Source organism: Cryobacterium sp. 10S3 (assembly GCF_034344045.1).
Classification (GTDB): Bacteria; Actinomycetota; Actinomycetes; order Actinomycetales; family Microbacteriaceae; genus Cryobacterium; species Cryobacterium glucosi.
In genome coordinates this window covers 2,791,755-2,816,272 of the sequence record NZ_CP133773.1, presented here as the reverse complement: position 1 = coordinate 2,816,272, position 24,518 = coordinate 2,791,755, and the positions used below count along the sequence as shown (strand labels likewise).

The window sequence follows — 24,518 nt, the reverse complement described above, 5'->3', positions numbered from 1 at the left end:
GTCCCGTTGTTCGGGGCGGGGTGGTTCGATCGATGGGTCTCGGGGGTGGATGGGTCAGCGGGTACCCAGCCCGGTGAGGAGGGCTGAATCCGAGGTGGTGGGGTTGTGCGCCGCTGCCGTGTCGAGCACGGTGCACAGGTGCGTGACGGTGCGGGAGATGGACTCGCAGCCGTCGCGAATGTATGTGCGCGGATCGGTGACATCCGGGTTGGTGGCCAGGAACCGCCGGACGCCGCCCGTGAATGCGATGTTCAGTGCCGTTCCGACGTTGATCTTGCGCATTCCGGCGGCGATGGCCGCGACGAGCGTCGTGTCGCTGACGCCGGAGGATCCGTGGAGGACGAGGGGGACGGGCACGATTCCGGCGAGTTGGGCGATGAGCGCGAGGTCGAGCTCGGCAACCTGTGACGTCATCGCGTGTGAACTGCCGACCGCAACGGCGAGCCCGTCGACGGTGGTCTGCGCGACGAAGTCACGCGCCTCATCGGGCTGGGTGCGTGCGAGCGGAGAGTGTGCGCCGTCTTTGCCGCCGATTTCGCCCAGCTCAGCCTCGACCCAGAGGCCGCGGGCGTGGGCGCGCCGAGCCAGTTCGCGGGTCTGGCGAACGTTCTGGTCGTGGGGGAGATGAGCGGCATCGACCATGATCGAGCTCACGCCGAGATCGTTCGCCAGATCGATGGCGTGTTCGGTGAGCGCAAGGTCCTGGAAATGGTCGAGATGAATGGAGATGGGCGCGGAGGACTCGGCGGCGATCTTCGCGCAGGCCGCGATGATCGGCGAGATCCTGCCGTTGTGGAACCGGATCGCGTTCTCGCTCACCTGGAGAATCGCGCCGGTATTGGCGCGCTCCACTCCGATCGCGATGGCTTCGGCGTGCTCGAGGGTGATCACGTTGAAGGCGAGAACGGCACGGTTGCCTGCGCCGAAGTGGTCGATGAGATCGCGAGTTGTGGCGAGCAAGATGACGAGCTCCTCCCGGCAGTGATGGAGTGCGATTCGGGCGATGTCGGCTCGACACCATCCGTGCACTGCACCATCACGATGGCCATGGCTTGATACTGCGCCAGAGTGCGCGGAGCGCGCAATTTTGCTGCTAAAGTGGACAGAAATACTGCGCGTTTCAATTTCGGTAAGGCGTCTCATGATCCAGAACGGCTCGTATCCATCCACCCCTCGTGCGGTCTCCGGCAAGCGCTCAGAGCGGATGCGCTTGGTGCTGTCGCTCCTTCACGAACAGACGAGCATGTCGCAGTCCGCGCTCGCGGAGGCGCTCGGTATTTCGGCGGCGACCCTGCGGCGCGATCTGGCGGACCTGGACGAACAGGGGCTGCTCGTGCGGACGCATGGCGGGGCCCGCGCCCTGGATGCCCGCAGCGAAATTCCCGTTCGGCTCCGGAATACCCAGTTCCGTGAGGCCAAGCAGTTGATCGCGCGTCGTGCGGTGGAAATGATCCCCGCTGGACCGTATGCGATAGCCCTGAGTGGGGGGACCACGACGGCCGAGGTCGCCCGGGCGCTCAGTAATCGGTCAGGACTGACCATTGTGACGAATTCGCTCACTATTGCGCTGGAGTGCGCGGCACGCCCGAAGCTCAAGGTGATCATGACGGGAGGCGTCGTTCGGCAGAGCTCCTTCGAGGCGGTCGGCTCGCTGTCCGAGAACACGTTCAAAGCGATCAACGTGGGCACTGCCATTCTGGGCACCGACGGCATCAGCGTGTCAGGGGGTGTGACGACCCACGATGAAACCGAAGCGCGCACCAATCACGCCATGGTTGCCAACGCCCAGCGTGTGATCGTCGTTGCCGACGGTTCGAAAGTCGGACAGGTCACCCTCGCGAAGATGGCCGACCTGAGCGAGATCGACGATTTCGTCACAGATTCCGACGCGGACCCCGCCGCGCTTCAGTTGATCGCAGACGCCGGGGTAACCGTACACATCGTCGACCTCAGCGCTGTGCGTCGGTAGGGCACGGCATAGTCCTCAGAATGTTCGCCGTGACACAGAGGCCGCGGCCGACACGCAGGCGGGAGGACGTTGCGCGCGCGGCGATGTGGTCGTGATCAAATTTGATTTCTGAATAAGTAAGCCATTTAATTAACTGAGTAAGTCTCGTATTCGTATTCGATTCGGGGTAGAATCGGGGCATGGCAGGAGCTTCCGATCCCCAGTCACACACCCCGCAGGCCCACGATTCAGTGGCCGCGGGTGATCAGCCCACCGCAGTCGTCGAGTCGGCCTATTCGGTCGCGGTTGCCGAGGGTTTCGAGGGCTCGGAGGGTCTGGCCGGCTCGGTGCCGTCGGTGCATGCGGATGCTGTCGCAAGGCTCGCCGAGGCGCAGGCGGTTCTCGCCGATGCCCTGGCGGCGATCCCGGTCGGGCTGCTCAGCGACACAGAAGCTGTCACGGCGCTGAGTACCGTGGAGGCGATCGGTCGGACGGTGGATGCGGCCCGGGTGAGCACGGCGACGGATGTGGACCGGAGGGCCCGGGTCCTCGGCCGCGAGGGCCTGGCCTGGCGGATGGGCTGCACGGGCCCGTGGGATGTCCTCACCCGGGTGACGCGGGTGTCGGCCCGGGAGGTGAAGCGGCGCGTCAAGCTCGGCGACGCGGTGTTGCCGCGGCCGTGCGGCGGGAGCAGCTGGTTGCCGCCCTTGTTCCCGACCGTTGGGGCCGCCCTGGCGGCGGGGGAGATCGGGGTGGAGACGGCGGAGTTGATCGTGGCGGGGTTGCAGGTGATCAGTCACCGGGTGGCGCCGGATGACCTGCTCACGGCGGAGCGGGCCCTGGTCGCCACGGCGGCGGGGCTGATCACCCCGGAGACCGAGGATTTGGCCGGGGCCGGTGTGCCGGTGACGACGGACTTGATCCGGGGCATGGTCGCGCAGTGGCAGGCGGCCCTGGACCCCGACGGGATACTGCCCCAGGAGGACCTTTTCGAGGCGAAATCCAACATCGGCTTCGGCCAGTTGAAGAACGGCTTGTATCCGGTGAAGGGTGGGGTGACGCCGGAACTGTTCGGGATCATGAACACGATGTTCGACGCCTTCCTGAGCTTCCATTCCCGGCCCGCGTTCCCCACCGCCGAGGAACAGGCCCTGATGGACTCCGGGCAGATGATCCCCGGCGCCGAGACCGCGGGTACCGACGCCGACACAGGCCCGGAGCTGGACGTGATCGAAGCAGAGCTCCGGGAGCGGCGCGCGGACACCCGCACGAGTGGGGAGAAACGCGCCGACATCCTCCGGGCGTTGTTCGAACACGCCGCCCGCGACGAGGACACGCCCAGCATGGGCGGATCCGCCCCGACCGTGATGGTGCACGTGAACGCCGCAGACCTCGCCTCCGGGGTCGGGGTGGGGTGGATCGACGGGGTCGAGGCCCCGGTATCGCTCAAGACAGTGCACCAGCGCATCTGTGACGGCGGCTTCCAAGGGGTCCTGTTCGGGGCGAACAACGAAGTCATCAAGCTGGGTCCGGAGCGGCGCTATTTCAACCGGGCGCAGCGCCGGGCGATTACCGCCCGGGACGGCGGCTGCATAATCCCCGGCTGCAAAGCCCCGGCGCACTGGGCCGAAGTACACCACGTGAAGCCCTGGGCGCAGGACGGACCGACCAACGTCGACAACGGGGTACTACTGTGCTGGTTCCACCACCACACCATCGACACCTCCGGGTGGGAAATCCGGATGGTGAAAGGCTCACCACAAGTCCGGGCCCCCGGACTCATCGACCCGCAACGACTCTGGCGGCCACCGAACCGACACCGCGCCCACCAGATCCTCACCGGACCACCCAACCGCGACTGACCGGCCCGGCTGAATCAGGTGACAGTGATGTCCGGCACCGACGGGATGTTCCTGACCGCCGTGGACCCGAAAGCCACGATAGCTTCGCCGCGGAGCGTCTGGGACTGTCCCGGCGCGACCAGCATGGCGTCGCGGAGGCCCAGGGCAAGGGAGTCCGTGCCTGGCGCGCCGTCGATCTCGACCTCGCCCTCGAGGACGACGACCAGGACGCTCTCGTCGGGTCCCGGCATCACCGATAACGGGTCGGTGAGACGCTCGACCCGGAGGGAACCCGTCGCGGCGGTGCGGCGCAGCATCAGGTTCAGGTCGTCGGAGCTCTCCGCCGAACCTGTCGATGAGACGAGGCTCTCCCCGGGAAAAGCGCAGACCTCGTACTGGCTGATGTGTTGCAAGGTGCCGTCGATGGTCAGGTCGAGCCCGGCCGCGGACAGCGGGACGAGGTATCGGTCGATGCCGGCGAACTCGGAGAATGCCGAGTCGCCGGCGATCGTCGCGATGCTGACCCTCCAGTCGAAATCGTCCATTGTCGCCGCAGGGGGCGCTACGGCCACAGTGCTCGTCCAGCCTCCGCCATTACGCCAGGCGACCGGCACCCGGGCGCTCGCGCGGGAGACGGCGTCAGAACGCTGCTCGGGCGGCATGGGTCACCACCGTGGGCACGCGCTGTCCGAGCAGCCAGGTGGCGGCGGTCAGCGGCACCCCCGGCCGATAGGCGATGTGCGAGATGGAGGGCGCGTCAAGTACCTGCAGATCGGCGCGACCGCCGACCCGGAGCGAGCCGACGGCATCCACCCCCGAGTCACGCCCGAGGGCGCGGGCACCGCCTCGAGTGGCCGCGCGCACGGCTTCCTCAACGGTCAGGTGCATCTGCAGCACGGCCGTTGCGATGCAGAACTGCATCGAGGTCGTGTATGAGGTGCCGGGATTGCAGTTGGTCGCGATCGCCACGGTGATGCCCGCGTCGAGGAGCGCGCGGGCCGGCGCGAGTGGTTCCCGGGTGGACAGGTCGCAGGCCGGCAGTACGGTCGCCACCGTGTCCGACGCGGCGAGGGCATCGAAGTCGGCGGGAGTCAGGTAGTTGCAGTGGTCGACGCTCGCCGCCCCGAGCTCGACGGCCAGGGCGACACCCCCGCCGTGCCCGAGCTGGTTGCCGTGCACACGCAGGCCGAGCCCCGCCGCCCGGCCGGCGAGCAGGACCTCCCGGGATTGTTCGACGTCGAAGGCCCCGCGCTCGCAGAACACGTCCATGAAACTGACCCACGGCCTGACGGCGGCCAGCATCGGGCCGGTCACGAGGTCGAGGTAGTCGCGGGCGCTGATGCCCTCCGGAACCAGATGCGCGCCCAGGAAGGTCACCACGTCCGCCCCGCGAGAGGCGATCTCCGCGGACCGGCGCTCCGTTTCGACGTCGAGGCCGTAGCCGGTCTTGGTCTCGAGGAAGGTGGTGCCCTGAGCCCGCGCCTCGTCGCGCAAGGCTCGGAGATTGGACTCGAGTTGGGCATCCGTTGCGGCCCTGGTCGCGTTCACGGTGGTGCTGATGCCGCCGGCGGCATATTTCGTCCCGGCCATGCGCGCCTCGAATTCAGCGGAGCGGTCGCCGGCGAAGACGAGGTGGGAATGTGAGTCGACCCACCCCGGCAGCACGGCCCGCCCGCCGACACTCGTGCGCACGTCGGCGACGGGCGGATGCTCGGCGTCGCCGATCCAGGCGATCCTGCCGTTGTCGATGACGAGCGCGGCGTTCGCGCGACGGTCCTCGTGGCCGGCGAACGTGCTCAGCTCGCCGATATCGGTGATCAGTTCGGAGGTCATGCGCGTTCCTTCGGGATCAGGCGGACCGGGTTCATGCGGTCGATGGTGTCGTCGAGCCGGTGCAGGGCGGCACCGAGCAGGACTGCGGGGTCGGCAGCGGGCGACACGAGAAGCCCGTCGCTCGCGATGATACGTCCGCCGACGATGACGCGGCGCACATCGCTCGCGGTAGCGACAAGCGGGAGCTGGTCGGGACCCGCGCCGACGGTGCGGACCGAGGCGGTGTCGAGTTCGACGAGGTCCAGCCACGCACCGACCTGCAGCCCGCCGGTTCCGAGCCCGAGCGACGCGTAGCCGCCGCGGGTGAGTGTCTCGGTCAGTTCCGGTGGTGAGAATCGGCCGCGCCGACCGGAGGCGAGACGTTCGCCGGCCTCGAGGCCGCGGGCCTCGAGAAAGGGGTCGACAACCGCGTTCTGGTCGGATCCGAGGGCAAGCCGGGCGCCGGCATCCGCCAGGCGTCGAGCGGGCCCGATCCCGTCGCCCAGGTCGGCCTCTGTGGTCGGGCAGAACACGGCCGTCACGCCGGCGGCGCCGAGGAGTTCGACGTCGTCGTCGGTCAGGTGGGTCGCGTGGACGACGCTCAGCCGGGGAGTCAGAGCGCCGAGTTCGTGCAGCAGGCTCGTCGGGGTGAGGCCGTATTCGGCGAGGCACTCCGCGTTCTCCTGGGGCTGTTCGGAGAGGTGGATGTGTAGTGGAACCGTTGCCGGCAACCCGGCGAGGATCGTCGCCATCGCCGACCGGGGCACAGCCCGCACCGAGTGCACGGCGGCACCGAGCGTGACGGCAGGGCCTGGACCAGCCAGAGTGCGAGCGCTGGTATCGAGGGTGTCCCGCAGGCTCGACCAGCGTTGCAGCCAGGCCTCCGCCGAGCCGTCGCCGAACCGCCGCTGCAGGTCGGCGAGCGGACGATCCGCGCCCCCGCGCAGGTAGCAGGTGTCGAGCAGGGTCAGGCGGATCCCGGTGTCTCGTGCGGCGGCCGCGACCGCGAGCTCCATGGCGTGGGCATCCGGGTACGGCCGCCCGTCCTGCCGGTGGTGCATATAGTGGAATTCGCCGACGGCCGTCCAGCCGCTGACGAGCATCTCGGCGAACACCGCCGAGGCGAGTTCGTAGTACAGGTCGGGGTCCAGAGCGGATGCCGCGGCGTACATTCTCTCCCGCCAGCGCCAGAAATCGCCGCCGTCGGCCTGCGTGCGTCCGCGCAGGGCGCGGTGGAAGGCGTGCGAATGCGCGTCGCCCATCCCGGGGACCACGGTACCGAGGACCGTGTCGCCGGCGCGCGCCGGAACGCCCCGCTCCAGCCGGGCGATCGTCCCGTCCGGGGCCGCGTGCACCCGGACCGCGTCAACGGGCGCGCCGTCGATCAGGGCGCGTGCGCACCAGAACGTCACGGTGATTCCCGGTTTCACAGCAGCTCCCGGAGAACCTGCTCGAGCGCCGCGACGCCGGCGAGGCAGTCGTCGAGCGTAGCGAACTCCTCTGGCGAATGGGAGATGCCGGTCGGGTTTCGCACGAAGATCATCGCCGTGGGCAGGCGACTCGACAGCACTCCGGCATCGTGGCCGGCGCCCGTCGGGAGAGTGGGGACGCCGTGCAGGGAGTGAACGAGCCGGTCGCGCAGCGCCTCATCGAAAGCGACGGCGCCGCTCCAGGATTCCTCGGCAACGAACGCGGTGCATCCCTCTGCCGCGGCGGCTTCGTAGACCCGCGCGGTGATCTCCGTGACGAGGCCCTGTGCTGCGGCATCCTCGGCGGCACGGGCGTCGAGCCAGACAGTGACCTGCGAGGAGATCACGTTGGTGCCACCGGGCACGGCCTCGATCCGGCCGATCGTGGCCCGGGAGCCGGTGCTCGCGACGGCGGCATCCCGAACCGCGAGCATCGAGCGGGCGGCTGCGAGCATCGGGTCCCGACGGTCGGTCATGCGCGTGGCACCGGCGTGGTTGCCCTCTCCGGTGAAGGTGATGCGCCAGCGCCCGTGGGCGAGGATCGAGGAGGCGACCGCGACCGGGCTGTCCAGATCGATCAACCCGCGGCCCTGCTCCACGTGCAGTTCGAGGAACAAGCCGATGCGTGCGAGGGCGGCCCGGTCCTCGCCGAGGCCGGCCGGGTCGATGCCGGCAGCGGATGCCGCTGCTTCGAGCGAGATTCCGTCCGCGTCGACGAGAGCGCGGGCCCGACCGGCATCGAGTGCGCCGGTCATCAGCCGGGAGCCGAGGCAGGCGATACCGAACCGGGAGCCCTCCTCCTCGGCGAAGACCAGAACGGCGCAGGGGCGTGCGGGCCGGAACCCGCTCGCCTGCAGTCGGTATATCGCCTCGAGGGCACTGACCACGCCGAGGGGGCCGTCGTACGCACCGCCGCCGGGAACGGAGTCGAGGTGGCTGCCCACGACGATCGCGTCGTCGCCGCGCGGCCCCCACCACGCCCAGGTGTTTCCGTTCCGGTCGATCTCCACGTCGAGCCCGAGCCGGACGGCGCGTCCGGTGAACCAGTCGCGCAGTTCCAGGTCGGCCGGCTGCCACAGGTGCCTGGAGTAACCGCCGCGCCGGGCATCCCTGCCGATGTCCGCGATCTCGTCGAGGCCGGAGAGCAGGCCGTGCGCCGTTGCCGGCGCCGTCATTCGGCCTCCCACATCGGCACACGCAGCCCGCGCTCACGGGCAACGGCGGCCGCCCGCTCGTAACCGGCGTCGACGTGACGCATCACGCCGGTGCCGGGGTCGTTGATCAGTACCCGTTCAATCTTCTGGGCGGCGAGATCCGTTCCGTCGGCGACGGTGACCTGGCCGGCGTGGATCGACCGGCCCATGCCGACACCGCCGCCCTGGTGGATCGACACCCAGGTCGCGCCGGACGCCGTATTGAGCAGGGCATTGAGCAGCGGCCAGTCGGCGATCGCGTCCGAGCCGTCCTTCATCGCCTCGGTCTCGCGGTACGGAGAAGCGACGGAGCCGGCGTCGAGGTGGTCGCGTCCGATCACGATCGGGGCACTGATCTCGCCGGAGGCGACCATCTCGTTGAACCGCAGCCCGGCGAGGTGCCGTTCCTTGTAGCCGAGCCAGCAGATCCTGGCGGGGAGGCCTTCGAACTGCACCTTCTCCTGGGCGCCGTGGATCCAGCGCGCGAGTTTCGCATCGTTCGGGAACAGTTCGAGGATCGCCCGGTCGGTCGCGGCGATGTCGGCCGGGTCCCCGGAGAGGGCGGCCCAGCGGAACGGTCCCTTGCCCTCGGCGAACAGCGGCCGGATGTAGGCGGGAACAAAACCCGGAATCTCGAATGCGCGCTCGCATCCGCCCAGGACCGCCTCGGCACGGATCGAGTTGCCATAGTCGAACACCTCGGCCCCGGCGTCGCGAAACCCGACCATCGCGGTGACGTGCCTGGCCATCGATGCCCGCGCCCGGATCGTGAAGTCCTCGGGGTCCGCGGCGGCGCGGGTGTGCCAGTCGGCGACGCTGATGCCCTCCGGCAGGTAACTGAGCGGGTCGTGCGCACTGGTCTGGTCGGTGACGATGTCGATCGCGACTCCGCGTTCGAGCAGTTCGGTGAAGACGGATGCCGCGTTGCCGACGAGTCCGACGGAGAGCGCCCGGCGCTCCGCCTTCGCGGCGAGGACCCGGGTGACGGCGTCATCGAGGTCGTCCGTCATCTCGTCGAGGTAGCCGTGGTCGACGCGGCGCTGCAGTCTGGCGGGGTCGACGTCCACGATCAGCACCGCGCCGCCGTTCATCGTCACGGCGAGGGGCTGGGCCCCGCCCATGCCACCTGCCCCGCCGGTGAGGGTGAGCGTTCCGGCGAGAGTGCCGCCGAATCGTTTGTCCGCGATCGCGGCAAAAGTCTCGAATGTGCCCTGCAGGATGCCCTGGGTGCCGATGTAGATCCACGAACCGGCGGTCATCTGGCCGTACATGGTCAGCCCGGCCTGCTCGAGCTTGCGGAACTCGGGCCACGTCGCCCAGTCCCCGACGAGGTTGGAATTGGCGATCAGCACCCGTGGCGCCCAGGTGTGGGTGCGGAAGACCCCGACCGGCTTGCCGGACTGCACGAGCAGGGTCTCGTCGTCCTCGAGCTCACGGAGGGTGCGCACGATCGCGTCGAACGCCTCCCAGCTGCGGACGGCCTTCCCGGTGCCGCCGTAGACGACGAGATCGTCGGGACGCTCGGCGACTTCGGGGTCGAGGTTGTTCATCAGCATGCGCAACGGCGCCTCGGTCTGCCAGCTCTTCGCGGTCAGGGTGGTGCCCCTGGCAGCGCGAACCGGACGGGGGAGATGCTTCTGGGCCACGATTTTCTTCCTTCTGGTTGATGCCGGCCGGCGCCGGTTGGTTAGTCGGTTGGTTTTGTCTGATTCTGCGGCAGCGGGTCGGAACCCAGCCGTTCGGAGATCTCGCCGGCGACCCGGATGAGAAGGGCGCCGATGCGATCCAGTCCGGGATCGGTGACGCGGTAGTTCGGGATGACGACCGACACGGTTGCGACGATCTTGCCGACCGAGTGAACGGGCACGGCGATCGCAGTCGAGTCATGGTCTGCTCCGCTTCGGACGACGGTGAAACCCCGGGGACCGACAGCGCCGGCGAATGCCCGTCCGGCAGCCGTCGTCGAGCGGGGAATGACCCGGCCGACCCAGTTGGCGAGCTGGACCGGATGTGTCCCGTGCACGCCGGCCGCGTACAGCATGGTGTCCGACGTCGACGGCAGTCCGAGGTAGGCGTTTTCGCTCGTGAGCTCGACGATCTCGTGCAGCTTCGGCTCCGCGACGGAGACGATGGTCTCCCGGGAGAGCGCCTGGGCGCCGAGCCGGATGGTGATGCTCCCCGGCCGGTAGTCGCCGCTGTCGTCCCGCGAGACGAACCCCGTGGTTTCGAGGGTCCGCAGGAGCCGGAGGGCGGTCGAGATCGACAGGTCGCTGCCGCGCGCGGCTTCGGTCAGGGACACGGCGCCGTGTTCGCACACGTAGGCGAGGAGGCCGAGTGCGCGTTCAACGGTCCGGGTGCCCGTGGATTCCGGAGCGTCCAGGCTCATGCCGCCGCCTTTCGAGAGAATCCGATCAACTGCGACCGGAGAATTTCCATCTAGTGACAACATGATTTCATTTTTTTACGCTCCGGACAAGGCCCGGCAGTTCCGCACGGGCAACTGTTGCCGTGCTCAGCCGGGCTGGGGTGCCTCGAGGGGGATGGCTTTCGGCTTGCGCAGGGCCCGGGTTGCGGGCAGGACCAGGACCAGGATCACGAGGGGGATCAGGAAGGCGATGCCGAAACCGGTCTGGTCGGCGACCACCCCGACGATGACGGTGCCGAGGATGGCGCCGGCGTAATTGAAGAGGTTCACCCTCGCGATGATCTCGTCGCTGCGGGACGGGAGGACGTCGCCGGCGGCCCCGAAGGACAGCGGGACGAGCGCCCCCGCGATCACGCCGGTGAGGGCGAAGCCGATGATCGCGCCTGCTTCGGTCGGAACCAGGGCGATCACCACGAATCCGATGCCGCCGAAGACGATGGCCGACGTTGCGATCACCGTGCGGGCGGTACGGCGGACGAGGTAGTCCACGCCGAGCCGTGAGATGAGCACGACGATCTGGTATGCGGCGTAACCGAGCGGCGCAGCCCAGGCCGCCGTATGGAGCGTGCCGCTGAGGTAGATGCTGCTCCAGGTGCTCACGGCGGAATCGGCGACGAACGCGGCGAGGATGAGCGCCCCGATCACGAAGACGGGCCAGCGCGGAATGCGGGTGGCGTCGCGGGCGTGCCCGGGCTTGCGGGCCGCATGACCCGTGTCGAGGAGCCGCCAGCCGGCGACGATGACGAGCACGTCGACCACTCCGACGATCGCGAGGACCGCCCCGGCGCCGGCCGGGGTCTCCACGAGCGCGACCATCAGGAATGCCCCCACGATCGCGGCGAGCGTGTAGGCGGCGAAGAACCGCCCCAGGAGGGGGCGGGGCCTGCCCCTCTGCACGAGGACGCCCTGCATCGCGCTCGAAGCATCCACCGCGCCCAGCCCGACGCCGTAGAGCAGTACGGCACCGATGTAGATCGGGGCCGGCTGTGCGGTCGCCATCATGAAGAACCCGACGGCCTGGGCGGCGAGCCCGCTGAGCAGCGCGGCCTTGCTGTTGCGGCGGATGGCGATCGCGTCGGCGAGGACCGATCCGCCCGCCGCGGCGAGCGAGACCCCGAGGAGAAGGAGGGCCACCATGGTCGCGTCGAGGGACTGGCGTGCCTGGATGGTGGGCAGGGAGGTCGCGATCACTGCGTACCCGAGTCCCTGCACGGCATAGGTCGACCCGACCGAGACCAGCTCCGCCCGTGGGACGGGGAGGTGCGGGCTCAGCTCCACAGCGGATGCCGCTTCCGGACGATGGAGAAGGCCTGCCTGGCTATATCGATCGTCATGTCCACGTCCGTTTCGGTGAGGGCGGCGTTGATGAAGTGGTTGTGGTGCGAGGTGATGAATACCCCGCGCTGCACGCATTCGGCGACCCATTCCTGGTGAAGCATGAGTGAGTCGTCGTCGGCGAGACGCAGGTAGAACAGGGCTGGTTCCCCCGAGGATACAAGGGTGAAGTCCTCGCCGTGTGCCGCCGCGACGAGACCCGTGGTCAACCGGGTGCCGAGCCGGGCGAACTGGGTGGGCGCGTCGATGCGGTGCAGCTTGGTGATCGTGGCGATCGCGGCGGCGAACGGCACGGCGCTCATCCAATAGCTGCCCGTGTATGTGATGCTGCTGACGGCGTCCTTAAGGAAGTCGCGGCCGCAGAGCGCGGACACGTTGTAACCGTTGGCGAGGGCCTTGCAGAAGCAGATCAGGTCGGCACTGAAGCCGTAGTAATGGTCGGAACCGGCCAGGTCGAGCCGGAAGCCGGCCCGGACGTCGTCGACGATGAGGACGACGCCATGCTCGTCGCAGAGCCGGCGAACGGCCTGCCAGTACCCCTCGGCCGGGAGCGCGTTGTCCACGAAGTTCCCGTGCATGTACGGCTGGGCGATCAGCCCGGCGATCTGGCCGGCATGCTGTTCGAGAGTCTGGCGCAAGGCCTCGATATCGTTGAACGGAATGGTCAGGTTGTTGGCGACATCCTCTTCGAGGACCCCGGGGTAGTCGAGCTTCTGCGACCAGGGTGCCACCCCGTGGTAGTAGCCCTTCACGAAGATGATCTTCTTGCGGAGGGTCGCTGCGCGTGCCGTCATGATCGCGAGGGTCGTTGCGTCGCCGCCGTTCTTGGCGAAGAAGGCCCAGTCTGCGCTCGCGACCGTCTCGACGAGGAGTTCGGCGAGGTCGACCATGATCGTCGACGGGATCGAGACGACGTCCTCGAGTTCGGCCTGCCTGCGGGCGGCCGCGTGGACCTCGGCGTCGCCGTACCCGAGCACGTTGGGGCCGTAGCCGCACATGTAGTCGATGTATTCGTTGCCGTCGACGTCCCAGAACCGGCTTCCCTCCGCGCGGGAGGAGAAGAGCGGGAAGGAGGCCTGTGGGATGTAGCAGCCCTCCGAGGGGCCCTGGTGGCCGTAGATCCCCGACGGGATCACCTTCGTGGCCCGCGCGAAGGCGGCACGGCTGAGCGGGTATTCGAACGGCTTGATGGGATTCATGGGCGTGACGGGGGAGAGGGTGTCGGTCATGGCGGGCTACTTTCCGAGGTAGGAGCTGACGCGGTCGAGGATCCTGCTGGTGTTGTCGACGAGCGGGATCATCCCGCGCATCGCCATCCGACCGTCGCAGATGCAGGCGAGGGCGCTGTATCGCCCGCTGAGCACCCCGCCGGCGACATCGAGGTCCGCGAAGGTGAGCGCCGCACGGGGAGAGCCGGTGGGGTCGGCATCGAGGCGGATGCTGCCGCCACGGACTGCCAGCCGGTAGCGGAGTCCCTCCCCGACTTCGATGTCCACGTCACCGTCGGGCATCTGCGCGACGCTGAACTGTCCGCTGCGGTCTTCGTTGCCGATGATCGTGATCGCCGTCGCGGCGACGTGCAGGGTGAGCAGGGCGGTGATCTCGGTGAAGCCCGCGTCGGCGAGGCGGTCGGGGGTCGGCTGCAGGTAGGAGCCGAGGAGGTTGCTGAGCGGCGTGAACACGGTGAGCAGGAAGCGCAGTCCGGCCGGTCCGGCGGCGGGAATCGGGCCGGCCGTTCCGTCGACGACGGCGTTGAGGTGCGCGGCCGATCGGAAGACCAGCAGGGCGCGGGCGGCGCCCGGTGTGCGTCCCGGCGTGATCCCGTCCTTCGCGAAGCTGAGGTCGAGGCTGAGTCCGGCCGGTCCGCGGAAGCTCACCGCCACCGGGCGTTTCAGTTCGGCGAGGAGCGCCTGGGCATCGGGAGCGAGTTCGGCGAGCCGTGGCAGCGCGCCGAGTACCGCGTGCAGGTTGACCTGGGCGCGCACGTGGGGGTCGGTGTCAGTGAGCACGGGGGTCCTGTTCGGTGTTGTTGCCGGTGTTGTTGCCGGTGTTGTGGCCGGTGTTGTTGAGGGAGTCGTTGTCGTCACAGTCGAGATCGAGATCGAGATCGATATCGAGGTGGATGCGCATCCGGATGTCGTCGCTCTCGTCATCACTCGGTTCGGTGGCTGCCTTGTCGGGCGCGGATGCGTGTCCCGCGAGCGACGCAGCGACGAAGCCCGCGAGGGACCTGGCGGCCTCGGTGTCGCGGTCCGCGAGCCAGGTCGACGTCATCCCGTCGACGATCGCGACGAGGTAACGCGCGAGTTGCTCGACGGGTACAGTCCAGGACTGCCCGGTGAGCTCGGTGACGCGGCGCAACGACTCCTTCGCCGACCGGTAGTAGACGTCGTATTGGGTGCGTGCCGCTTCGGCGGTCCCGGTGCGGGAGGCGTACAGGGCAAGTTCCGCGAGGGCGAGTTCACGGTGCGGGTTGGCCACGAGCCAGTCGATGTAGGCGTCGAGGCCGGCCCGGAGCACGGCCTTGACGCTGCGGTCCTGGTCGGTTCCCACGCTCGTGAACACGAGGAACTTCTGTTCCTCTGTGTTGGTGTCGATCACGGCCGTGAGCAGATCGTCACGGGAGTCGAAGATGTAGTGGAAGGCGCCGAGCGGCATCCCGGCTTCGGCGACGATGGCGCGGGTCGTTGCGGCCGTCAGCCCATCGCGGGCGATGACGCGCGTGGCCGCCGCGATGAGTTCGTCCCGACGCTGTGCGGGCGGGATGCGCCTCATCCGCGGGCTCCCGACGTGCGGCGTGCTGCGACGTCCGTGACGACGGCGAGATGACCGGGCTTCTTCGGCGATGGTGGATCTGTGGGTGGAGACAAAGGCACGTGTGCTCCCGGTTGCAAAGTTGGACAGTTGACCAACTAGGCAAGATTTGCACGCCGGCCGGGACAGGCACAATGCCGGGACAGGACGTTTTACACGCCGGTAATCTGATGAAACATGCTCGCCACGGGCCTCCGGCAGATCAGGCCGTTTCGGTTGGGGCGCTGTGCACGACGCGGGCCAGCCCCGCAGGCACTGTGACCGTGCCCGAGATCGTCTCGCCGGTGATGAGCTCGGCCCCGGATGCCGGGTGGGTCGCGTCGGCATCTGTGTGATTGATGACGAAGGTGAAGTCACCCTGAGCACTTGTGCGGGTCACCACCTCGATTCCGGGCTCCGACCCGATCCCGACGCCGACGGAGGTCAGTATCTCACCGAGAAGGGAATCGAGATCATGGCCGATCAGGCGCGTTGACACGTACCAGGCGGTGCCCGCACCGAGGGAATTCCGGGTGATCGCAGGTCCCGCGGCGGCGGGCCCATCGAGGTAGCGGGAGTGCACCTCTGCTGTCGACACGTGGATGTCGTCGGTCCAGCCGGATCCCGATCTTCCGTTGCTCAGGCCAACCGATTCGTTTTCGTGCAGGGGACGGAATTCGTGGATGGCGAGGCCGAGCACGTCGCGCAGCGCGCCGGGAGCAGCCCCCGGATAGACGGCATCCTGTTCGTCGACGATCCCTGAGAAATAGGACACGACGAGTGTGCCGCCGCCGCGCACGTATTCGGTGAGATTGTCGGCAGCAGCGCGACCCAACAGGTACAGGCTCGGGGCCAGCACCACGTCGTACCCGCGCAGATCTGCGGCCGGGTGTGCGAAATCGACGGTGACGCCCTGGTTCCACAGGGCGGAGTAGAACGCCTCGATGCGCTCGCGGTGGTCGAGCTCGACGCTCGGGCGCCACTCGAGGTCCTGCGCCCAGAACGATTCCACGTCCCAGAGGATGGCCACCCGGGCCTGCACGCGGCTCGCGCGGACGGGCTCGAGCCGGGCAAGGGTGGCACCGAGTGCGACCACGTCGCGCCAGGCCCGGGTCTCGGTACCGGCGTGGGGCAGCATGGCGGAGTGAAACTTCTCAGCGCCGTATCGGGAGGCCCTGAACTGGAAGAAGAGGATCCCGTCGGCGCCACGGGCGAGGTGGGAGAGCGAATTCCGGGCGAGTTCCCCGGCCGTCTTGGCGATGTTGCGCGGTTGCCAGTTGACGGCTCCCGTGGAATGTTCCATCAGGATCCACGGTGCACCTCCGGCGAGCGAACGGGTGAGATCGGCGTCCATGGCCAGGAGGATGTGGTTATCGGCGCGTTCGGCGACGAGATAGTGGTCGTTGGAGACGATGTCGACCTCGCGGCTCCACGTCCAGTAGTTGGCTGAGAGGCAGTTGGTGGCCATGAAGTTGGTGGTCACCGGGATGTCCGGGGTGAACCGGCGGATGGTGTCGCGTTCGTTGATGAAACACGCCAGCAGGGCGTCGGAGGAGAATCGTTTGAAGTCGAGGCGTTGGGCCTGGTTCGTCACGGAGGCGGACAGTCGGGGCGCATTGATTTCGTCCCATTCCCCGTAGCGCTGTCCCCAGAATGTGGTGCCCCAGGCATCGTTGAGTGCGCGGAGGGTGCCGTAGCGCTTCTGCAGCCAGAGCCGAAAGGCCGCGACGGAGTAGTCGTCGTATGACTCGCTGATCGGGGCCCCGTATTCGTTGTGCACGTGCCACAACACCAATGCGGGATGCCCCGCGTACCGACGGGCGAGCTGCTCGGTGATGTTGGCGGCGGCGCGGCGGTATTCGGGCGAACTGGGACTGACGACCCCACGTGAGCCGCCGGCCAGGTGCACACCGTCCCGGGTGACCGGGTGAGCGGCCGGGTATTTCTTCCAGAACCAGGCTGGGGGAGCCGCGGTCGGGGTGGCCAGGTCGATGTCGATCCCGGCAGCGTGAAGCAGCTCGAACAGGTCATCGAGCCAGGCGAAATCGTATTCGCCTTCACGGGGTTCAAGCAGGACCCACGAGAAGATGCCGAGGCTCACGAGGTTGATGCCGGCCTGTTTCATCAGCGCAATGTCCTCGAGCCAGACCTCACGCGGCCACTGTTCCGGGTTGTAGTCGCCGCCGTAGCGCAGGCTGGTTGTGCCGGGCATCCAGCGGTCCTGCTGAACCGCGACTACTCGGGAGAGAGACTCGAATGGCATGGGTTTGTGGCTCCTTCGACTGTGTGCGCTCCCAGTTCTATCACAGGATGCGGCTCTGTAGAAGTCCGGGATTCGCCTAGTTGACAGAACAATGGCTAGTGTGAGGTACTAGAACCGCTCACAGTCAAGGTCGACAAACGTTCACCGAGTCGGGGCGAACCCATCACAGCACCAGCTTTCTTCAAGGAGGACGAATGCGCACTTCATTCCGTGTCGGAGCAGTGGCCATGGCCGCTGCGGCCGCTTTGCTCATGTCGGGCTGTTCCAGCCCCACAACCGGCGGAGACACCGGTGCCCCCGTGTCACTGAACTACTGGGCCTGGGCTCCCAACCTCGACAAGGTCGTCGACATCTGGAACAAGGCCCACCCCGAGATCCAGGTCACGGTCCAGAAGCAGGACGGCGGTGACCCCGCGATCACCAAACTGCTGACCGCCGTCAAAGCGGGAAGCGGCGCCCCGGACCTGATCCAGGCCGAGTACCAGAAGATCCCCACCCTGGTCGCGGCGAATGCACTCGCCGACATCTCCGGCGACGTCGGCTCCGACGTGAAGGGCGCCTTCGCTGACGGCGTCTGGAACTCGGTCACCCTGGGCAGTGACGCGTTGTACGCGATCCCCCAGGACACCGGCCCGATGATGTTCTACTATCGCGCCGACGTCTTCGAGAAGCTCGGCCTCACGGTCCCGACGACCTGGGATGAGTACGCGACTGACGCCCGTGCGATCCATGCCGCCAACCCGGCTGATTATCTGGGCACCTTCTCCTCGAGCGACGCCGGCTGGTTCACCGGGCTGACCCAGCAGGCCGGCGCGTCCTGGTGGGGGATCGACGGGGACGCGTGGAGTGTCGACATCGACAAGACTCCGACCCAGAAGGTCGCGGCGTACTGGGGCGGCCTGGTCGAAGAGGGCGTCATCGACAACAAGCCGATGTACACGCCGGCATGGAACGCCGGGCTGAACACGGGCACCCAGGTGGGCTGGTTGAGCGCCGTCTGGGCTCCCGGCGTGTTGGCCGGCAACGCCGCAGACACCGCGGGCCTCTGGAAGGTCGCACCGATGCCGCAGTGGGATGCCTCGGCTCCCTCGACGGGTAACTGGGGTGGTTCCTCCACCGGGGTGACGACCCAGTCGACCCACCCCAAGGAAGCCGTCGAGTTCGCCACCTGGCTGAACACCGATCCGGCCGCCGTCGCAGCGCTAGTCAGCACCGCGAACATCTACCCGGCCGACGCGTCCGCCGCAGAGTCCGCCTTGACGACGGCCCCGGCCTTCTTCAGCAACCAGCCGGACTTCTACACCGTCGCCGCCCAGGTCGCCAAGACCGTCTCGCCGTTCAACTACGGCCCGAATGTCAACGTGGCGTACAGCGCATACAACGACGAGTTCGCCAAGGCCGCGGATGCGAAGTCGAAGAGCGCCTTCCTGGCCGCGGTCACCAGCATGCAGAAAATCACCACCGATGACCTGACCAAGAGCGGGTTCACCGTCAAGTAGTGCCACCGGGGAAGGCCCGCCGGCCTCAGGCATCCGCGGGCTTTCCCCACTTCTTCTCCCTTCGATTGAGGATCACCTGTGACTGCCACTGTGACCGAGGCGCCGAAGCCTCGAACGCGAACCGACCTCCCGTCGAGTACGCGAACGGGAAATTTCCGTTCGAGAGTACTCACCCCCTATCTCATGCTCGCGCCGGGCATCATCCTGTTCCTCGCGTTCATGGCCGCCCCGATCGCGTACACGCTGTTCCTCAGCCTGCAGAAGAAGCAGGTCAAGGGGCTCGGGCTCGGCTCGGGAAGCCGCACGACGGCGTTCGCCGGCGTGGAAAACTACATCACCTCGCTCACCAACGCTGATTTCGGAGCGAGCGTGGGCCGGGTGCTGCTCTACGGTCTCGTCCTGATCCCGCTCATGCTCGGCCTGGCCCTGCTCTTCGCTCTCTTGCTCGACTCGCGCCGAACCCGGGCCGCGGGATTCTCCCGGACCGCCATCTTCCTGCCCTTCGCCGTGCCCGCCGTGATCAGCTCGCTCCTCTGGGGCTTCCTCTACCTTCCGGCGGTGAGCCCGTTCTACTGGGTCTTCGAACGCCTGGGCTGGGACGTGCCCGGAGTGCTGGACTCATCAACGGTGCTCTTCGCGATCGCGAACATTGCGCTCTGGGGCGGGGTCGGTTTCAACATGATCGTGATGTACACCTCGCTGAAGGCCGTGCCGACGGACATCTACGAGGCGGCGAAGCTCGATGGCTGCACGGAGGTGCAGGTGGCCTGGCGGATCAAGATCCCCATCATCGCTCCCTCCATCGTGATGACCGCCCTCTTCTCCATGGTCGCCACGCTGCAGGTGTTCGCCGAACCGACGACACTGCGCCCGCTCACCAACAGCCTCTCGACGAGCTGGTCGCCACTCATGCTCGTCTACCGTGACGCCTTCACCCGCGACGACATCTACTCTGCGGCCGCGACCTCGATCATCATCGCTGTCGTCACCTTTGCTTTCTCATTCCTGTTCCTGCGAGTCGTGCAGAAACGCGCGTTCGGCCAGGAGGACTAGACCGTGACCACCTTCAGCATTCCCCGAACCAGGCCCCGCAGGGTCCGCGGATCAGCCGACTCGATCCGGGTTAAGCCGAGTTTCGTCTCGACCGGCATCCTGCTCGTCGGCGCCATCTATTGCCTCTTTCCGGTGTTCTGGGTTGTCATGGCCGCGAGCAAGAACAGTTCTGAGCTGTTCTCCACGTTCACGCTGATGCCGAGCACCCACCTGTGGGACAACATCGTCGAACTGACCCAGTACCGGGGCGGACTGTACTGGCGCTGGGTGCTCAACACGGCGCTCTACGCCGGGATCGGGGCACTCGCCTCCACCTGGATCTCCGCCATCTCCGGTTACGTCCTCGCGAAGTTCGAGTTCCCGGGCAAGAAGGCGGTCTTCTCCGTCCTGCTGATGGGCGTGCTCGTTCCGGGCGTCATCCTGGCGATCCCGCAATACTTCCTGTTCGCCTCCGTGGGGATGACGAACACCTTCTGGTCCGTGCTGCTGCCCCAGATCATCAGTCCGTACGGCATCTACCTGGCGCGGATCTATGCTGCCGCCTCTGTGCCGACCGACGTCATCGAAGCCGCACGCACCGAAGGCGCAGGCGAACTGCGCATCTTCAACCGGATCGCGTTGCCGATGATGGCCCCTGGCCTCGTGACAATCTTCTTGTTCCAGTTCGTGGCGGTGTGGAACAACTTCATGCTGCCGTACATCATGCTCGGCAACGACGCACTGTACCCGGTCACGGTCGGATTGAGCGGCCTGCTCAACCAGGGTGCGACCGCCCCGGCGATGTACACGCTCGTGATCAGCGGTGCGCTGCTGTCGATCATCCCGCTGGTGATCCTGTTCCTCGTACTGCAGCGCTACTGGAAGGTCGACCTGGCCGCCGGGGCCGTCAAGTAGGCGCGGGTAGGCTTTGTCCGTGACCCCGCCCACCGCCAAACGCCGCCCCACGATCGATGATGTCGCCGCGGAAGCCGGCGTCTCTCGAGGCACCGTCTCGAGGGTGCTCAACGGCGGTCACTGGGTGAGCCCGGATTCCCTGCAGAGCGTGAATGCGGCCATCAAGAAGACCGGATACCGGGTCAACCCGCACGCCAGGAGCCTCGCCACGAGCCGGGCCAACTCGGTCGCGTTCCTCCTCACGGAGGACCAGGAACGCCTGTTCGAAGACCCGAACTTCGCCGTGCTGATGCGTGGCGCCTCCAAGGCTCTCTCCCGGCACGACATCTCCCTGGTGCTGCTGATGGCCGGAAGTGAGGACGAGCAGCGTCGGGCGACCGAGTTCGTCACGGCAGGTCACGTCGACGGTGTCCTCCTGGTTTCCTCGCACAGCAGCAGGCACGGGCTGATCTCGGACATCGTGGCCGCGGGCATCCCGGCGATCGCCTGTGGGGTGCCGCTCGGGTTCGAACGCAAGCTGGGTTACGTTGCCGCCGATGATTACGACGGGGCCCGGGAGATGGTGAAATATCTGCGTGGGACCGGACGCGCCCGGTTGGCGACGATCACCGGTCCCGGAGACACGTCCGGCGGAATGAAACGGTATCAGGCCTACGTCGACGAGCTCGGCGATGACTTCGACGAGACGCTGGTCGCGCATGGAGACTACAGTCGCGCGAGCGGTGCTGAGGCAATGACCGAGCTGCTGGACCGGCGCCCGGACCTGGACGCAGTCTTCGTGGCGAACGACATGATGGCGGCCGGCGCCATCGACGCCCTGGTAAGTCTCGGCCGGAGGGTTCCGGAGGATGTCGCCGTCGCCGGATTCGACGACGCGCCCGTCGCTCTCACGGCCGTGCCACCACTGACCACGATGCACCAGCCATTCGACCGGATCAGCGAAGAAATGGTGCGGCTCCTTCTCGAAGTGATCAAGGGGGAGCGGACCGCCGCGATCGTCGTGCCCACCGATCTGATTGTGCGGGGATCGGCGTAATACCGATGCGGCATCCGCGGCGCTCTTCCCGGTCTAGAGTGAGATCGCGTCCGTCCGTTTCCGGGGTCTGGCGGCGCTTGCGCTCGGGGGATGTATGAATCGCATGGTCAGTCCGATCTTTCCGAACCGATCCGAACCGGTCGGGAACAACGCGGTGCCCGGCGCCGGCGCTGAGCTGCTCGCGCGGGCGTTCGCCGCGACGTCCACTGTCTCCCTGATCACCGACGCGGCGCAGAATATCCTGCACGTCAGCGCCGCGTTCACGGCGATCACCGGGTACAGCGAGGACGAGATCCTCGGGACCAACTGTCGGCTTCTGCAGGGATCGGGGTCCAGTGCCGCCGTCCGGGGGTCGATCCGGCAGGCACTCGAGGCTGGGGAAGGCTTCGAGGGCGACATTCTCAACTATCGCAAGGACGGCTCGCCGTTCTGGAACGGACTGAGCATCGTGCCGCTCCGGGACCCCGCCGGCGTGATCACGCACTTCGTCAGCGTGCAGCGCGATATCAACACGAGGATCGCCCTGCAGGAGCAGCTGGACTTCCAGGCCGGCCACGAAGCCGTGACCGGACTTCCGAACCGGTTCGGCTTCGAGTCGTACCTGCAACGGCGATCAACGGATGCCGCACCCACAGGCCGCCCCGACCGTGCCGGGCTCGGGCTGATCGCCCTCGAGCATGTCGGGCAGGTCCGGCATTCGTTCGGATTCTCCGGAGCCGATGACGTGCTCGCGGAATTCGCCCGACGACTGAAGGGCCGGCTCCGCGGTGGCGATTACCTCGCGAGCTTCAGCGGCGACCAATTCGTCGTCGTCCTCGAGGGCCTCTGTGACGACGCATCGCCTGAGCTGGCCGCCCGGCTCGAGCGCCTGCACGAAGCCGTCGAGACCCCGTTCCCGGTCGATGGCGAGTCCGTGATGCTCGGGATGACCATGGGGATCACGCCTTTTCCCGCGCGGAGTTCCGGGCCTCACGTTCTCCGGCTGGCGAGCCAGGCGCTCCCCGAGCCGGGGTCGGATCTGTCACGTCCGGACTCGTGGTGGCGACTCGCTCCCACAGGACCGATTGTCGAGTGGGACACGACGATGGCCGCGAGCGATTTCCGCCGAGGGGAGCGATCCCGCGCGCATCGGGAACGCCTGTTCGCCGGGGGACTGTCGATGCACATGCAACCGATCATCGGGCTGTTCGACGGGACCCTCCGTCGCGTCGAGGCCCTCGCCCGGCTGACTCTCGCCGACGGCACCGTCGTCCCGCCGGACAGCTTTGTGCATCAGCTCAGTAGCAACGACCTCGACGAGCTCTTCCGGATCGGACTCAACGAGGCCCTCGGCTGGGTCGCCCGGTGGGAGCAGGACGGACTGGCCCTCGACGTCTCGGTGAACCTTGCCCCGTCGACCCTGCGGCACCCCCGGTGCACCCGATGGGTCGCGAATGCACTGCGCCGGCACGGGCTGACCCCGAACAGGCTCAGCCTCGAACTGCTCGAGACGCAGGAGCTGGATGCGGCCGCCTCGCGCTCCGTTCTCGAGGAGCTCACCGGCCTCGGCGTCGGGCTCGCCCTCGACGACCTCGGCTCCGGCCACAGCAGCCTGAAACGGCTTGCCCAGTTGCCGTTCGACTCGATCAAGATCGACCGCGGGCTGCTCGCCGGCGTCGCCACGAAACCGGTCGAGACGCTCAGCCTCATCGCGACCCTGTCCCAGATGGGTCGGGATATGGGCGCGGCCGTCGTTCTGGAGGGAATCGAGAACGCCGGCCTCGCCGAGGCGGCATCCGTGCTCGGCGCCTCGCTCGGCCAGGGCTACTACTTCGCACGCCCGATGCCGGCCGCGGACGTGCCGTCCTGGGCGGCAGGTTTCGGGCTTCCCGAGGGATTCCATCGTCCTGACCGGGCCGGCCGACTGCACACCGAGCTCGGCGCGCTCGCGTATCACTGGCAATTCACACGCTGGGGATCCCCGCATCCCTTCGTCATCGATGCCTGCCCCCTGACGGGATTCATCGCCGACCGCGGCATCGTCGGCAGCGCACCGCAGCTCTGGCATGACCTCCAACATGGCGTGGACGGTGGTCACGATCGAGCCAGCGGCCTCCTGCTCGACTGGCTGGTCGACCAGAGCACGGGCCAGGTGGGCCAGACTGCACAGACTGCACAGACTGCACAGACTGCACAGACTGCACAGACGGGACATATGGGCCAGACGGGCGGGCTCAGGGCTGGCGCATAGATTCACTGGCTAACGTCGTGAGGTACCCCACTGGGTACCTCGTCGACACCGGTACCTCGTCGACACCAGTACCTCGTCGACGGACCGTCGAATGATGCTCGCGAAGGGAGTCGTCGTGCCCCAGCTGGAGAGGCAGGACGGCAGACGAACGCGCCGGATCGCGATCATCGGTATGGCCGTGGCACTCTGCGCCGTTCTCGGCTTCACCGGCTGGAACCTCGTGGGCCTGGGATTCGGCGCCGTGCCCGGCACCGTGGTCACGTGTCCGACGGCCGACCCCGTCGTCGTCGGCGCGATCACCGTGCCCGCCGGGCCTGTTGCCGGCTATTGCCAGGACCGCCTGGTCAATGCCGCGCACATCATGAATGCCGGGCGGGATCTCGGGATCGGGACGCACACCCAGACCGTCGGCGTGATGACGGCCCTGGGCGAGTCGGGTTTGCGGGTGCTCGACCACGGCGACGCGGCAGGTGCCGACAGCCGCGGGCTGTTCCAGCAGCGCGACAACGGCGCCTGGGGAACACTGGCCGACCGGATGGACCCCTACGTCTCTGCGCAGAATTTCTTCACCAAGCTGACGAAGGTCGCCGGCTGGAAGGAGATGGAGCCGACACTGCTTGCCCACGCGGTCCAGGTCAACGCCGACCCCGAGCACTACGCGGCGTACTGGGCGCGGGCGGAGGACATCGTGGCGGCTCTCGCGATCCCCACGGCCCCGTGACGCACG

At 67.5% G+C, this 24,518-nt stretch carries 20 protein-coding genes; 8 read left to right on the top strand and 12 right to left on the bottom strand.

The features are described 5' to 3' along the window. Nucleotides 1–54: 54 nt before the first annotated feature. Nucleotides 55–960: a class II fructose-bisphosphate aldolase gene (locus RHM57_RS13045; RefSeq protein ID WP_322135229.1), complete on the bottom strand. Its 906-nt coding sequence runs from the start codon at nt 958–960 to the stop codon at nt 55–57. A 181-nt stretch (nt 961–1,141) separates the two neighbouring features. On the opposite strand from RHM57_RS13045, the gene RHM57_RS13040 reads away from it, so the two are divergent. Both RHM57_RS13040 and RHM57_RS13035 read left to right on the top strand, forming a co-directional pair. Next, nucleotides 1,142–1,969 carry a DeoR/GlpR family DNA-binding transcription regulator gene (locus RHM57_RS13040; RefSeq protein WP_322135230.1) on the top strand — a complete coding sequence of 276 codons (828 nt, stop codon included), beginning with the start codon at nt 1,142–1,144 and terminating at the stop codon, nt 1,967–1,969. A 179-nt stretch (nt 1,970–2,148) separates the two neighbouring features. Further along, nucleotides 2,149–3,810, top strand: coding sequence for an HNH endonuclease signature motif containing protein (locus RHM57_RS13035; RefSeq protein WP_322135231.1), 1,662 nt, complete (start codon nt 2,149–2,151; stop codon nt 3,808–3,810). A gap of 14 nt (nt 3,811–3,824) precedes the next feature. Here the strand turns inward: RHM57_RS13035 and RHM57_RS13030 are convergent, their stop codons facing one another. The 11 genes from RHM57_RS13030 to RHM57_RS12980 all read right to left on the bottom strand — a co-directional run bounded on the left by RHM57_RS13030 (nt 3,825) and on the right by RHM57_RS12980 (nt 17,079). Then, nucleotides 3,825–4,451 (bottom strand): HutD family protein, encoded by a 627-nt coding sequence (locus tag RHM57_RS13030; RefSeq protein WP_134559173.1) that lies wholly within the window; start codon nt 4,449–4,451, stop codon nt 3,825–3,827. Beyond that, on the bottom strand, nt 4,429–5,622 hold the full coding sequence (gene hutI, locus RHM57_RS13025; protein ID WP_322188288.1) for an imidazolonepropionase: 1,194 nt from the start codon (nt 5,620–5,622) through the stop codon (nt 4,429–4,431). Before hutI ends, RHM57_RS13030 begins: the two co-directional genes overlap by 23 nt. Continuing rightward, nucleotides 5,619–7,031: a formimidoylglutamate deiminase gene (locus tag RHM57_RS13020; RefSeq protein ID WP_322135233.1), complete on the bottom strand. Its 1,413-nt coding sequence runs from the start codon at nt 7,029–7,031 to the stop codon at nt 5,619–5,621. The genes hutI and RHM57_RS13020 overlap by 4 nt, the downstream gene beginning before the upstream one ends. After that, nucleotides 7,028–8,245 (bottom strand): allantoate amidohydrolase, encoded by a 1,218-nt coding sequence (locus RHM57_RS13015; protein WP_322140955.1) that lies wholly within the window; start codon nt 8,243–8,245, stop codon nt 7,028–7,030. Before RHM57_RS13015 ends, RHM57_RS13020 begins: the two co-directional genes overlap by 4 nt. Next, a complete protein-coding gene (gene hutU / locus RHM57_RS13010; RefSeq protein WP_322140954.1) occupies nt 8,242–9,909 on the bottom strand; it encodes a urocanate hydratase in 1,668 nt (555 codons plus the stop codon). The genes RHM57_RS13015 and hutU overlap by 4 nt, the downstream gene beginning before the upstream one ends. 41 nt (nt 9,910–9,950) lie before the next feature. Further along, a complete protein-coding gene (locus tag RHM57_RS13005) occupies nt 9,951–10,649 on the bottom strand; it encodes an IclR family transcriptional regulator (RefSeq protein WP_134449305.1) in 699 nt (232 codons plus the stop codon). Nucleotides 10,650–10,775: 126 nt separating this feature from the next. Further along, nucleotides 10,776–11,966, bottom strand: a complete 1,191-nt coding sequence (locus RHM57_RS13000) for an MFS transporter (protein WP_166787377.1) — start codon at nt 11,964–11,966, stop codon at nt 10,776–10,778. After that, nucleotides 11,957–13,252 (bottom strand): aminotransferase class III-fold pyridoxal phosphate-dependent enzyme, encoded by a 1,296-nt coding sequence (locus RHM57_RS12995; protein WP_322135236.1) that lies wholly within the window; start codon nt 13,250–13,252, stop codon nt 11,957–11,959. The genes RHM57_RS13000 and RHM57_RS12995 overlap by 10 nt, the downstream gene beginning before the upstream one ends. 6 nt (nt 13,253–13,258) lie before the next feature. After that, the gene (locus RHM57_RS12990; protein WP_322135237.1) at nt 13,259–14,032 is read right to left on the bottom strand and encodes a hypothetical protein; all 774 of its coding nucleotides are present in this window, start codon (nt 14,030–14,032) and stop codon (nt 13,259–13,261) included. Next, entirely contained in the window at nt 14,022–14,798 is a 777-nt protein-coding gene (locus RHM57_RS12985) for a TetR/AcrR family transcriptional regulator (protein ID WP_322135238.1), read from the bottom strand. The genes RHM57_RS12990 and RHM57_RS12985 overlap by 11 nt, the downstream gene beginning before the upstream one ends. A gap of 241 nt (nt 14,799–15,039) precedes the next feature. After that, nucleotides 15,040–17,079 (bottom strand): beta-galactosidase, encoded by a 2,040-nt coding sequence (locus tag RHM57_RS12980; protein ID WP_416172954.1) that lies wholly within the window; start codon nt 17,077–17,079, stop codon nt 15,040–15,042. A 194-nt stretch (nt 17,080–17,273) separates the two neighbouring features. Here RHM57_RS12980 and RHM57_RS12975 point away from each other — a divergent pair, with 194 nt between their 5' ends. The 6 genes from RHM57_RS12975 (at nt 17,274) to RHM57_RS12950 (ending at nt 24,512) form a co-directional block, all read left to right on the top strand. Continuing rightward, a complete protein-coding gene (locus tag RHM57_RS12975) occupies nt 17,274–18,578 on the top strand; it encodes an ABC transporter substrate-binding protein (protein ID WP_322135239.1) in 1,305 nt (434 codons plus the stop codon). A gap of 183 nt (nt 18,579–18,761) precedes the next feature. Then, a complete protein-coding gene (locus tag RHM57_RS12970) occupies nt 18,762–19,631 on the top strand; it encodes a sugar ABC transporter permease (RefSeq protein ID WP_322135240.1) in 870 nt (289 codons plus the stop codon). A gap of 63 nt (nt 19,632–19,694) precedes the next feature. Further along, complete coding sequence (locus RHM57_RS12965) at nt 19,695–20,525, top strand: carbohydrate ABC transporter permease (RefSeq protein ID WP_322137272.1); 831 nt, start codon at nt 19,695–19,697, stop codon at nt 20,523–20,525. Nucleotides 20,526–20,544: 19 nt separating this feature from the next. Continuing rightward, complete coding sequence (locus RHM57_RS12960; RefSeq protein WP_322135241.1) at nt 20,545–21,561, top strand: LacI family DNA-binding transcriptional regulator; 1,017 nt, start codon at nt 20,545–20,547, stop codon at nt 21,559–21,561. A 103-nt stretch (nt 21,562–21,664) separates the two neighbouring features. Continuing rightward, the gene (locus tag RHM57_RS12955) at nt 21,665–23,791 is read left to right on the top strand and encodes an EAL domain-containing protein (RefSeq protein WP_322140953.1); all 2,127 of its coding nucleotides are present in this window, start codon (nt 21,665–21,667) and stop codon (nt 23,789–23,791) included. 91 nt (nt 23,792–23,882) lie between these two features. After that, nucleotides 23,883–24,512 (top strand): hypothetical protein, encoded by a 630-nt coding sequence (locus RHM57_RS12950; protein ID WP_322135243.1) that lies wholly within the window; start codon nt 23,883–23,885, stop codon nt 24,510–24,512. Nucleotides 24,513–24,518: the final 6 nt, after the last annotated feature.

Bases quoted from the DNA above. Each gene is read 5' to 3' on its own strand.
- RHM57_RS13005 (WP_134449305.1), bottom strand. From the start codon at position 10,649: ATGAGCCTGGACGCTCCGGAATCCACGGGCACCCGGACCGTTGAACGC.
- RHM57_RS12975 (WP_322135239.1), top strand. From the start codon at position 17,274: ATGCGCACTTCATTCCGTGTCGGAGCAGTGGCCATGGCCGCTGCGGCC.
- RHM57_RS12980 (WP_416172954.1), bottom strand. From the start codon at position 17,079: ATGCCATTCGAGTCTCTCTCCCGAGTAGTCGCGGTTCAGCAGGACCGC.
- RHM57_RS13040 (WP_322135230.1), top strand. From the start codon at position 1,142: ATGATCCAGAACGGCTCGTATCCATCCACCCCTCGTGCGGTCTCCGGC.
- RHM57_RS12955 (WP_322140953.1), top strand. From the start codon at position 21,665: ATGGTCAGTCCGATCTTTCCGAACCGATCCGAACCGGTCGGGAACAAC.
- RHM57_RS12995 (WP_322135236.1), bottom strand. From the start codon at position 13,252: ATGACCGACACCCTCTCCCCCGTCACGCCCATGAATCCCATCAAGCCG.
- RHM57_RS12985 (WP_322135238.1), bottom strand. From the start codon at position 14,798: ATGAGGCGCATCCCGCCCGCACAGCGTCGGGACGAACTCATCGCGGCG.
- RHM57_RS12950 (WP_322135243.1), top strand. From the start codon at position 23,883: ATGATGCTCGCGAAGGGAGTCGTCGTGCCCCAGCTGGAGAGGCAGGAC.
- RHM57_RS13030 (WP_134559173.1), bottom strand. From the start codon at position 4,451: ATGCCGCCCGAGCAGCGTTCTGACGCCGTCTCCCGCGCGAGCGCCCGG.
- RHM57_RS13015 (WP_322140955.1), bottom strand. From the start codon at position 8,245: ATGACGGCGCCGGCAACGGCGCACGGCCTGCTCTCCGGCCTCGACGAG.
- RHM57_RS12970 (WP_322135240.1), top strand. From the start codon at position 18,762: ATGCTCGCGCCGGGCATCATCCTGTTCCTCGCGTTCATGGCCGCCCCG.
- hutI (WP_322188288.1), bottom strand. From the start codon at position 5,622: ATGACCTCCGAACTGATCACCGATATCGGCGAGCTGAGCACGTTCGCC.
- RHM57_RS13035 (WP_322135231.1), top strand. From the start codon at position 2,149: ATGGCAGGAGCTTCCGATCCCCAGTCACACACCCCGCAGGCCCACGAT.